Source organism: Paenibacillus sp. FSL K6-1330 (assembly GCF_037976825.1).
GTDB lineage: Bacteria > Bacillota > Bacilli > Paenibacillales > Paenibacillaceae > Paenibacillus_AQ.
Genome location: NZ_CP150269.1, coordinates 3,264,945 through 3,276,577, shown reverse-complemented (window position 1 = coordinate 3,276,577; position 11,633 = coordinate 3,264,945). Strand labels below are relative to the sequence as shown.

Sequence of the window (11,633 nt, the reverse complement as noted above, 5' to 3'; positions counted from 1 at the left end):
CATCCGGCCCGATTACTTAACAACGCCTTTTTCGTTAATGATTTTTGTAGCTTCATCGACCATCCATTGTTGAACCTCATCAATCGGCTCGTTGCTGAGCATGAATTTCGCAAAGCCGTCATCAATGATCTTGGTCAATTCCGAAGTATCCGTCATCATGACTTTAGCTGCATCAAGATACTGGATTTCATCGCTAAACAGCGTATATTTCAGCGAATCCATATCGTACTTATCCTCTTTACCGGCAACCAGCTTTGTCAACAATTCTTCGTTATTCGCTTTCTTGTAGCCAGAGAACTCAAGTCTGTTGTCCGAATCGGCTGTTGTCATAAATTTCATAAGCTTGAAGGATGCTTCCTTGTTGGTTGAATTGGCACCCAGCGCAAGCATACTGCCGCTGGTGAAGTATTTTCCTTCATACTCTTTAGGTTCCATTCCCGCAGGAGGCACAGGTACAGGAGCGAAAGCTGTTTTAAAATCATGTGGATATTGCTCGGTATTGCCTGGGTCCGCTATCGTGAAGTTGCCTGTAAGAATCATAGCAGCTTCTTCATTAAAAAATTCAGTACGGTAGTTCAGCTTCGCGGCAAGTACGTCACTGTAAGGTTTGGCCGACTTGTCCGTCTCCTCCATATCTTTGCGGAGCTGGAAGAAATACTTGTAAGTCGGATCGGCCAGAATGGTAGTTCCGTCCTCATATACGAACGGATCTTTCATCATGGTTTGCGCCGGAGCGTTCATATAAAGCTCCCATGTATGGAAGTAAGACCCGTAACGCTTGTCTACGCCTTCGCCCTTGGTCAGCTTCTTGGAATAGTCGCGGTAATCATCCCAAGTCCAGCCGAATTTCGGAACTTCAAGTCCCGCTTCATCCAGGGCATCCTTATTGAGCATCACATAGTTCATGCTCTTGGTGTACTGCATGCCATAATACTTGTCTTCTAACTTGGCATTGACAAAGTATTCGTCTTCCGGAACGAGACTTTCCTGCTCATAGAACTCGTTCAGGGGAGCAAGTGCTCCACGTGAGGCGCGTTCGAGAACTCCGCCTAAGCTTGGGAATTGAATAACATCGATCGCTTCACCGGATGAGATCAGGAAATCAAGCTTTTTCAACATTTCCACGGAATCACCTGGGACGAGAACCACATGTTCGACCTTGATATTCGGATTCTGATCCATAAATTCCTGGAGCATGGCGTCCGTACCCGCCTGTTGAGCTTCGTTATCCCAGTTGTAATACTTGACGGTAACCTGCTTGTCCGTCTGACCGCTTCCACCGTCCTTGCTGGCACCGCTTTCAGACCCGGAATTCCCGCAGCCGCTTAAGACCAGGGTACTCGCCAGGATCGTGCTAAGAATGACGGATAATCTGTGTTTACTTTTTTTCTTCATCTTACTTCCCCCTGCACAGATAAATTAGTTGTGGTGCTGTTTTCATGTTCATTATAGGCACCAGCATGGCGGATCAAGTGCACAATTTTGAGGTTCTAGGATTACATTTTTGACTTTCCGAACTTCTGATTGTTGACATTAGACTTCGTATCAACCTTTTACCCCGCCCAAAGCAATGCCGTTTATAACCTGCTTTTGCAATGCGATGAACACAATGACCAGCGGAATAATCGCCGATACGGACGCCATCATCATAATAGCGTAGTTGTTGGTATAGTCATCACGGAACAGCGTCATCCCCAGCGGAATCGTGTATAAGTCCTTGTCCAGCAAGAAGATGAGCGGATTCTGGTAATCGTTCCAGGTCCAAATGAATTTAATAATCGCTACCGTAGCAAGCACAGGCTTGCACAGCGGAACCATAATGGAAGCAAATGTCCGCAGATGACCCGCTCCGTCAATTCTGGCCGCTTCCAAGTATTCATCACTGATCCCGATCATAAATTGACGCAGCAGGAATGTGAAGTAGATCGAGAACATGCTCATGAATATGATGGCTGCATGCGTATTGTAGAGACCAAACCAGCGAATCAGCAAAAATCGAGGAATCAGGGTCGCCTGATCCGGAATGATCATGAACGAGAGCAAGGCCATAAAGACGAGGTTCCGTCCTTTAAAGCGAATCTTCGTCAGCGCATAGGCTGCCATGGATGAGATAATCAGTGTAATTAAAGTCGTAATAATCGCTATTTTAAAAGAATTAAAGTAGAAATCATAGAAGGGAACTCTTCCCATCCAGACCATCTTGAAATTGTACGCCAGATTCACCTTTTCCGGTATCCATTGAATCGGGAACCGCATAACATCCTTCTCATATTTAAAAGCCGCGGAAATCATCCAGATAAGCGGAACGAGAAACACGATGGACAATGCCCCCATGATAAGGGTGATTATCACTTTGGACACGTTTTTTCGAAGCAACTGCATGTACATTACTCTCCCTCCTTATTCTTCATTTCTCATTTTCCAGGTAAGCGCGGTAATCAGACCGATAATCGCGAACAGCAACCAAGAAATGGCCGAAGCGTATCCCATATTGTAGTATTTAAAGCCTTCCTCATAGATGCGGAATACAAGCACGGTAGAAGAATTGTTCGGGCCGCCTTCCGTTAAAAAGGCAATGATGTCAAACACTTTAAACGAACCAATCAACATCGTAATCAACAGGAAGAAGGTCGTCGGGCGGAGCATCGGAACCGTGATCGCAAAAAACTTTTTGATCGAACTGGCACCGTCAATATCCGCCGCTTCGTAAATTTCATTCGAAATGTTCGTGAGCCCGGCCATGTAGATTATGATCGTGTAACCCAGTCCCGCCCAGGAACTGATAATCGAAATCGCCAAGAGCGACGTTTTCGGATCGACCAGCCATTTCGGCGGACTGCTGATCCCGATGTCCATCAGAAACTGGTTGATCGGACCCAGCGATGGGTGAAATAATGCGCTCCACACCGCAGCAACTGCGATGATCGAAGAGATATAAGGAATAAAGAACGCGACTTTAAAATAACTCTTGAAGAACACGCTGTTGTGAATCAATACCGAAAGCACCAAGGCGATCGCAATCGGGATCGGCACCGTAAGAACCATATAGATCAAGTTGTTCTTTATCGCTTGCATAATGGTTGGATCATGGAACATCTTGATGAAATTATCCAGTCCGGTAAATTCGATACCCTGGACACCCGACAGCATATCCCAATCGGATAAGCTCAAATACAAAGAAAATCCAAGGGCAAATACGTTTAATAGCAGCATTCCGACGATTTCCGGGGCCAGAAAGAGCCACCCGATCAAAGCCTCTTTCCGCTTGGGGGTCCAAAACTTCCGCCGGCTCTTGGGCACAGGTTGTTGTACAGCCTCCATGTAACATCACCTCAACAATTTGTAAGTTGTCATTATAGTAATACATCCGCTATCGGCAAGAAGGAGGGATTATGACCAGCCATGTGCAAGATTTTGACCTAAAAAAAGCCCCACAAAGGGGAGCCTATGCTCCGATGCTTATTCCAAATGCTTTGCGGGGACCCCAAAACAAAAAGCCCCACAAAGTGGAGCCTATGCTCCGATGCTTATTCCAGATACTTTGCGGGGACCCCAAAACAAAAAGCCACACAAAGGGGAGCCTATGCTCCGATGCTTATTCCAAATACTTTGCGGGGACCCCAAAACATAAAGCCCCACAAAGGGGAGCCTATGCTCCGATGGTTATTCCAGATACTTTGCGGGGACCCCAAAACATATAAATGCGAATACATTATGGCTAACGCTTCGCTGAAAACTTATACATTCTTAAATCTTAAAAAGCCGCCCTTGCCAGGCGGCTTGCTGCTGTAAATGTGAATTTAACTGTAGCGGTCCACTTATTTTCGCGCGGTGTACTTCGCTTTATATTCGCTCGGCGTGGTCCCCACGTATTTTTTAAACACTTTTGAAAAATACGTCCGATCTGAATAACCTAATCCCATAGCAAGAGACTCCAGATTTTGTCCAGACATTCTGAGCATTTTGGTAGCCATCTTCATTTTGTACTGATGCACGTAATCCGTGAAGGTCAACCCCGTCATCCGTTTGAAATATCGCGAAAAATAGCTCGGATTCAAAAACAGATAGCGTGCCATATCGATCGACGTGATGTTATCGTCAAGATGCTGATCGATATATTGCTGGATCACCTGCAGCTTCGGCTCATTCGGGGAGCTTCCTACTCCCGTTTGCCGGGTTCCGATAATCTGGATCAGCTTTCTCTCCACCAGTTCCATCATATCCTCCAAGGTGCGAGCTAAAGCAAGATAGGCAAACAGATCCTCATCGAATTTCAGACTGGAGAACATCAGCTCGATACCGCGAAGCATGGAGGAAAGGTCCCTGGCAAAGTCGTTCGGATCAATCGACAGCTCTTTTGCGGTCCCGGCGATCTTCTGAAGCGCAGCACGTATTCCGTCGAGATCCTGCTTGATGAGCATCCGTTCGAGCTCTGAAACATAGCTGTCAAGAAACCCCTGTGGCGCAGCTTGAAACCAACGCGACCTTATTTGCGAAATTTCGGATATCGTATAGTCGGTATTTGCGTAAAACTCGCACTTGCCATGGAGAATTTCCTGATAGATAGAACCAATCGAGCTTAATTCCATTTTGTCCGTGACCGCGATAACGTTGGGTTGAATTTTCAGAAAGTGAACACACTGGTAACACAGCCGCTGCAAGTAATTATGAAGATTCAAGCTGGCATTTTGTGCGAGATTCACCCTAAAGTTATGAAGAATCACAATGTTTCCCTGCTCCATGAACGGCGTAATTCCTTCATACGATTCGGACAATTCCGTCGCGATATTGTAGACAGCGTATAAAATCAGTGGAAATTCCGTTTGTCTGAAACGCTTGTCAAAGCTGGACAGTTGAATGCTGACCAGTCCCAGCATAAACCACGGATACGTCCAAGAGATGCCGATCTGTGCCGCATAAGCCAAAGTGGCTTCGGACGGCGAGCCATTGATTACCCTTTGCAGCAAATCCTGCCGAAAGAGCTGGCTGTTGTAACTCGCCGCCTCGCGATTAATCAGACCGGCCCGCGTCTTTAACAAGTGCATGGATTTGCCAAGACTCTGCTCCAACTGCTCAGCCGTAAGCTGATCCTTGATTAAATAATCATCCGCTTGCAGCTTTACGGCTTGCTGGGCGTAATGAAAATCCTCATGACAGGTCAGGAAGATAATCCGAACCTCCGGCTTCACGCGAATAAAATGGTCTGCCAACTCAATGCCGTTTTTTTGCGGCAGTCCGATATCCGTAATGACAATATCCGGACGTAATTCCTCAAACATATGCAGCGCTTTCGCACTGGAATACGTACTGCCGGCTATCTGCAGATTGTTTGCCTCCCAGTCAATCATCTGTTGCAGTACCTTGAGCATAGGAACATCATCGTCAATGAGCATTACTCTATACATCATTCTTCCTCTCCCTCCGGTAAAAAACCATGATGATGACTTTGGGGCAAATACAGTGAAACTGACATTCCACCCTGCGGAAGGTTGGCGAGTGTCAAACTCGCTTCCGGTCCGAAGGTCAATCGGAGTCTTTGGACGATGTTCATTAGACCCACTCTCTCATAAGCCCCATCCTGCTCGCCGCTTGGTTTTCCCAGCCTACGGTTCAGACATTGGAGCATATCTTCATCGGCCCCGAAGCCATTGTCTGTAATCTCAATTCGGACTCCGTCCGGATTGCTTAGGGAACGGATCTCAATGCGTGGAGTCTGATGATCGACAAGCCCGTGGACGATGGCATTCTCAACGACAGGCTGCAAAATAAGTTTCGGCAAAATGAGCCCCTCGGTTTCCGGATCCAGATCGACCTCTAAATGAAGCGGGATTTCATTGCGGATCTTCATAATGTCGACATAATGGCCCAGCAGCTTGCATTCCTCGCGTAAAGTGGCCGGCTCATTGACCTTGAGATAAGCTCGAAGCAAACTCATCAAGGAATCAATAATTCCACTATGAAGTGTATCTTTCGTCAAGATCAGACTGCACTTGATCGAATTCAGCGTGTTAATCAAAAAATGAGGGCGAATTTGCATAAACAAGGCTTCGAGCTCCATCACCCGCTTCTGTTCCTGCTCCTGTTCGATATCGTGAATCAGCCGCTGTAATTGATCCAGCATCGTATTCAGCGTCTGCCCCAATTCGGCGATATCATCCTTGCCCTTGACCTCCAGTCTGACATCGAGGTTTCCCATTCCGAACTGGCGTACAACCCGCTGCAGCTTGAGAATCGGACTGTGCAGCCTTTTGGCGATCAGGATGGACATCCCGGAGAAAACGAGAAACAGCAGAATGACCCCGGCTAGACCGGTATAAAAAGTCCGGGAGATTTGCCCCGACCACTCTTTCTCCGAAGCCTCATAGGCCAGCTTCCAGTTCGATTTCAAAATGGTCCTGTCCGTTCGGACACTGCCCTTAGTCTCCATATGATTCGGGATTAGCCCCGAGTCGCCTGCGATGAATTCCCCTGTTGTATCAAAGAGCGCCACCTTGCCAAAGTCGACCGTACCAAGCAGCCTGTTGAAGTAAGTATCGGAAATGGCGCTGAGCAATACGGACACTTGCCTCTTCTCGCGGCTGTCATAAATGACCCTGGCGATATAGTAACTTTTCCCCTTCCCTGCCGAGTCGCCGCCCGCCATCCCAAGCCATTGCAGGCTTTCCGGTTTATTGAGATCGACGCGCTGCATCAGCTTGTCGACACTTCCGTTAATGGCGGTCAAATCCTCCGTGCCAGAAGAGATGACGAAATGCTGACGGTTGACCAAGTACATGCGGACGTTATTATTCAGCGGCTTGGAGTTAATCAGGGAAAACACATCCTGAATTTGTCTAAAATGCACATAATCCTGATAAGTAGCCAGCCGTTTTGTGTCTGCAAATGACTTCAGGATATTGCGAACATTCGTATCGTTCACTATAAAATGGGAAGCAAACGTTACATCATCAATTGTCTTGCTCAGCTCATCCGTCATGACGTTCAGGAAATTCTCGTTGCTGAGCTGCAGCTTCTCTACCATCGTATCCCGGATCAGAACAAACGAAATGATAGAAACCGCAATCAGCGGAATAAAGATCAGCAAAAGAAACGACAGCTGGATGCGTTTGTAGTAGGTGAATTTGAACATTTTTCTCTGCGCCTCTCTTATGCTATTGTCCTCTTTATTCTATCAGTCCTCTGTGACGGAAGCATTCATTAAATGATTACGGTTACTTGCTTATTTCTTCCTTGGAGGGTCATCAGCACAACCTCTCCGAAGATCTGCATGCCCTCCACCACATAAGAATCATAATGACCGGATGGCGCACGGTGACTAACAACGAGAATAAACTCCTCTTCCATTCCCGGGAGCTGAACCCCGCATGCCTCAGCTTGCCCGTCATGAACCCGTTCGCCCGTATGACGATATACAGGTACCTTACGGACTCGCGGAGCGGCTGTTTCGCCTGGACGATGAGGATAAAGCACCTGCATGATGCTGATCAAACCTTTCCCAGTCCGGGAGTAGGCCGCATTCGCATTAGGTTCCAGCAGGTTATACTCACGGGAGATCACGCCCTCGCCCACTTCCGCACGCAGGCCGTCTGTGGTTACGGGGATGATGGATAGATTCGCTTCCCCAAGGGTGTTTGTACGGCAAATCAATGATTCCGCTTCCATCAAGACTTCTCCTGGAGGGTGTGGAAAATGAAAATGCTGAGTAAAGGTATGCTGCTCAAGGCACACCAAGCTGTCGATCAGCAGCCAATAGTATGGCTTGATAAAGATGATCCTTCTGCGCGGATACAACGGCTCATTCCCATAGAGATAGCCGTCATGCGCCCCCTCGACATAGTCAAACTCCGGCCTGCTGATCCATTTGCAGCCTAGTGGCCCCGCAATCCGGTCGAAAGACCAGGTGTCCTTGACCCCGGTAAATCCGATTCCGTCGACAACAGTTGTGTTATGGGCTGAGCTCTCCTTTAATGCTGTTCTCAGCGGTGTATGATCGCTATAGTTGTACCTCCCAAGATCGGTGAGCAGATCACGGCCGTAGGCATGGAGATCAATATGCAGCATATCAGCGTGCCCGTGGCCTCCCCCGAGCGGACCGCAGTGAAAATAAAGGTACAGCGCTTCTTCGTCCCAGCCCGTTCGCATTGTATAATGACCGGAATGGGTAAATGCTCTGCTCAGGTATAGCGGTTCCGAAGGAACCATTGCTTTATAATCACGGATTCCCTCTATGCCGAACAGCCAGGCATTATCATAATCCGGCCGAGCATTGCCGCCAAAGCGCAGAACGGAATCCCCAAATAACCACGCGGCATAGGTCAGAATGGAACGGATATCGCTGTCGTCGCTGTCTCCCAGCATCGGCTGCCTGTGATTCGGCTTCGCCCAGTACAGGGAGGCTCCGGCCATCTCGCGGACCGTACGCCGAAATGGACCGTCAAGCTCCAACCCGTTGAGATTGGCGAGGTGAACGCAGTCAAGATAACAAGCCAGCACCTCATGATGGTACGTTGGCGATTGCTCCCAGTGAATCCCATCCGCCATGATCTGGAGCCGGGCCGTCTCCTTCAGTCTCTCTTCCCCCATTTCCCGCCACCTTGCCGACTTGCTAAACTCGGGGAAGAACAGTGCAATATGGTATAAACCGCAAGTCTCCAGGACACCCCAGTTGCTGATATGCTTCCAGCTGGTGAAGGAAGCAGCCAGATACTCCCCATGCTCGTGAAGCGAAATCAGCGCTTTACCGAGCAGCGACGGAGTCAGGGATGGACTGCCGATCATGTATCGAAGTGCCTTGATCCAGTTCACACTGCGCAGACCCGCTTCGATCGGGCGCCATGTCAACGTATCCGTCGTAGGTTCTTGGGGGACAGGATTCCGATCTATCCAGTCTTCAAGCTGGCGGCCAAGCACCTCCGCATACTTCTCATCGCCTGTCATCGCATACGCTTGTCCTAGCGCAACCCAATAACGGTGGCGATTCAGCATATAAGCCCACTCCACGTCTTGATCGGGAATATGGCACCAGTCTATATCACCGTCAAATGTGACGGGCACTACACTCCGTTCCATATCCCATGGAAAGCGGAACAGGAACGTCTGCCGCACCACCTCATCCGCTGTCTTCATCACGGTTTCCAGTTCATCTGCACAGTAATGCTTCACATATTCCGTAATTCTTTGCTTATCCTCACTGCTCGTCCACCATCCGGGTGTCCTCCGACAAGAGAAGTACTTGTGCAGCTTACTCATTATATCGTGCCGTTGACCTTCGTCGTCTGCATCTTGCATCGGACGCATGGCGGAATCCTCCAGATTCAAAACCGCTAAAACGGCATCCACCGAAACTTCCGTAGCATCAGCGTTCATACCAGTACCCCTTGCTGCCGGTCTCCATCCGAATCAAAGCTTCCAGGTAAAAATAATCCCCCCAGATCATGAAATCATCCGGGGACAATCCGCCGCGCACATGATAAGAGCCATGCTGCAGCAGGCCCTCTGCCTCTTGGCCGATCGTGGAATAATTTCGTACCAACGAGGTCATGGAATCCTTAAGACCTTGTTCAAAGTCGGCTCTATCGGAATCCTCCTCCTCCAAATGTCCAATCAGTTCCAGCAAGCCTGCTGCCACAATAGCGGAAGCCGAGCTGTCGCGATAAGTCTCGGCGGTTACGGGAGCATTAAAGTCCCAAAGGGCGACATGATCCTCCGGTAAGTGCGCAAGGAAATACCTTGCCATTCTTTTAGAAGTCTCGAGGTATACATGATCTCCTGTATAATGGTAAGCCAGTGCGAAGCCGTATACCCCCCAGGCTTGTCCCCGCGTCCATGTCGACCCGTTTGTATAGCCTTGATGCGTAGCACCTCCGATCGGTTCCCCGGTATGCGGATCAAAGAAGAAGGTGTGGTATGAACTGTCATCTCCCCGCACCAGATAACGCCTTGTCTTCTCCGCCTGCATGATTGCAATTTCTCGATATTGGGACTTTCCGGTTTGCAGTTCAGCCCAGAACAGGAGCGGCAGATTCATCAAACAATCGATAATGATGCGGCCTCCCTCCTGTTCATCCCCTTCAGGACCCCAGGCCTGAATATATCCTCCGCCCGGACGCCAGCGTTTCAGCAGCAAGTCCGCAGCCTGAAGTGTCAACTCGCGGGCACTCTCGTTCTTATCAACGATCCATTCCGCTTTGGAGGACAAGGAATACAGAAATCCGATATCGTGATGATCCAGCACCCGCTTATCCGCAAAGCGTTGGCGGAAATCTTCTACGGTTCGCACCGCCCCCAATCTGAAGGCCTCGTCACCTGTGTATTCATAACATAGCCAGAGAAGGCCACTCCAGAAGCCGTTCGTCCAGTCGTCATTGTCATTCAACAAATAAGCTCCGTCCCTACTGACGTGGGGAAATCTTGTCCCGTAGGTATCCATGTTCTTCCGGATTTTTTCTACGGCGTCTTTAATCGCACTGCTCCACATAACCTCTTGCTCCCTTCAAATCGATCATGATTACGATTCATGATAAGGAGAGTCACCCCGTTCTTGTAGAGCCGATTTTTGCCTTGATGTGCAATATTTTGACTTCCGGGTCTCTAGGGTGGTAGAAATGGAACAAGCCTGTTCCTTTTCGCTCGAATCCAACTAAAAAAAGGGGCTTCTTAGATCTTTCGGGAGGCCCCCTTCTTGCTGTTAGAAGACGCTCTATGTACGAATCGTTCCTACCATCGCTGTTGCTTGTCCGGAATCGATTCGTCCTCTCCGCTACGCCGTGCAGATTGCTTACTTTTTTAGACGCAGAGAAACCGTTCTTTGGTAAAATGGAGGTGCTACCCAAACCATTTACGAAAGGAACGGTTTCTTTTGTACATTCAATATACCATGGACCAACTCTATCTGATCAAACAGAAACTATAGCGGTGTGGGAATAACATCCTGAGCACCGCCATAGCTTTATTTGACACACTATCTGTTTATGAGAGCCGTACGTCAAGCAACTAGATCTAAATGGGACGGCCTCTCATGTCTGCCGAGCGATATAGTCTAGCCGTCGTACTTCTTCCACTTTCTGATTTTGCTTCTGAAGCTTTTGAACGGTGCGACGGAATTGATATGCAGCCATTTCCACATCGGCCAGTTGGCACTGGTTACCGTCCACTTGCGAACACCCGAATGAAATAACTCTTCCTCACTCAGTTGGTTGATCCATTCACACCATTCTTCTATCCTCTGCTTCAACAACGAACGTAATTCTTCCAAAGAATGTGCATCATACGTATGATAGAATTGCTGATACAACGCCCCCAATTGATTCCATTTATAGTCAGGGGTTGGCGTCGTAACTTCTTTACCCGCAAGTTCATCCTTCTCCCAGCTCATCACCAGCGTTAGCCATCCGAGCTGATAGGCGATCATCTCTTGGGGTGTTCTGTCCACTTCGCCTATACGCAGATTCCTTTTATCCTCTGGAACATCATCAAATTCTTGGTCAAAAAGCTTGTACGTTTTTTGAATTTCAGTGATTAAAGCTTCTTTGCTCTGGTACGTTTGCAACGGTACCCTCTCCTTCATCATCTACATGTTCCACCCACTTAAGAGGGGCATCCAAATTATACCATGCCCTGAGGCCATGCACGGT

8 protein-coding genes are annotated in these 11,633 nt (G+C 48.5%); all 8 read right to left on the bottom strand.

Translation table 11 applies throughout. From position 1 onward, the window contains the following. Window positions 1-12 precede the first annotated feature (12 nt). Window positions 13-1,395: an extracellular solute-binding protein gene (locus NYE54_RS14990; RefSeq protein WP_076326114.1), complete on the bottom strand. Its 1,383-nt coding sequence runs from the start codon at window positions 1,393-1,395 to the stop codon at window positions 13-15. 150 nt (window positions 1,396-1,545) lie between these two features. Beyond that, on the bottom strand, window positions 1,546-2,388 hold the full coding sequence (locus NYE54_RS14985) for a carbohydrate ABC transporter permease (protein ID WP_083659837.1): 843 nt from the start codon (window positions 2,386-2,388) through the stop codon (window positions 1,546-1,548). 12 nt (window positions 2,389-2,400) lie between these two features. Beyond that, a complete protein-coding gene (locus tag NYE54_RS14980; RefSeq protein WP_076326113.1) occupies window positions 2,401-3,321 on the bottom strand; it encodes a sugar ABC transporter permease in 921 nt (306 codons plus the stop codon). A 497-nt stretch (window positions 3,322-3,818) separates the two neighbouring features. Continuing rightward, complete coding sequence (locus NYE54_RS14975) at window positions 3,819-5,408, bottom strand: response regulator (RefSeq protein WP_339272827.1); 1,590 nt, start codon at window positions 5,406-5,408, stop codon at window positions 3,819-3,821. Next, window positions 5,405-7,129 (bottom strand): histidine kinase, encoded by a 1,725-nt coding sequence (locus tag NYE54_RS14970; protein WP_339272826.1) that lies wholly within the window; start codon window positions 7,127-7,129, stop codon window positions 5,405-5,407. The genes NYE54_RS14975 and NYE54_RS14970 overlap by 4 nt, the downstream gene beginning before the upstream one ends. A gap of 68 nt (window positions 7,130-7,197) precedes the next feature. Then, a complete protein-coding gene (locus tag NYE54_RS14965; protein ID WP_339272825.1) occupies window positions 7,198-9,366 on the bottom strand; it encodes an alginate lyase family protein in 2,169 nt (722 codons plus the stop codon). Further along, window positions 9,356-10,477 carry a glycoside hydrolase family 88 protein gene (locus tag NYE54_RS14960; protein ID WP_339272823.1) on the bottom strand — a complete coding sequence of 374 codons (1,122 nt, stop codon included), beginning with the start codon at window positions 10,475-10,477 and terminating at the stop codon, window positions 9,356-9,358. The genes NYE54_RS14965 and NYE54_RS14960 overlap by 11 nt, the downstream gene beginning before the upstream one ends. A gap of 561 nt (window positions 10,478-11,038) precedes the next feature. Then, window positions 11,039-11,569, bottom strand: coding sequence for a ClbS/DfsB family four-helix bundle protein (locus tag NYE54_RS14955; protein WP_339272821.1), 531 nt, complete (start codon window positions 11,567-11,569; stop codon window positions 11,039-11,041). Window positions 11,570-11,633 lie beyond the last annotated feature (64 nt).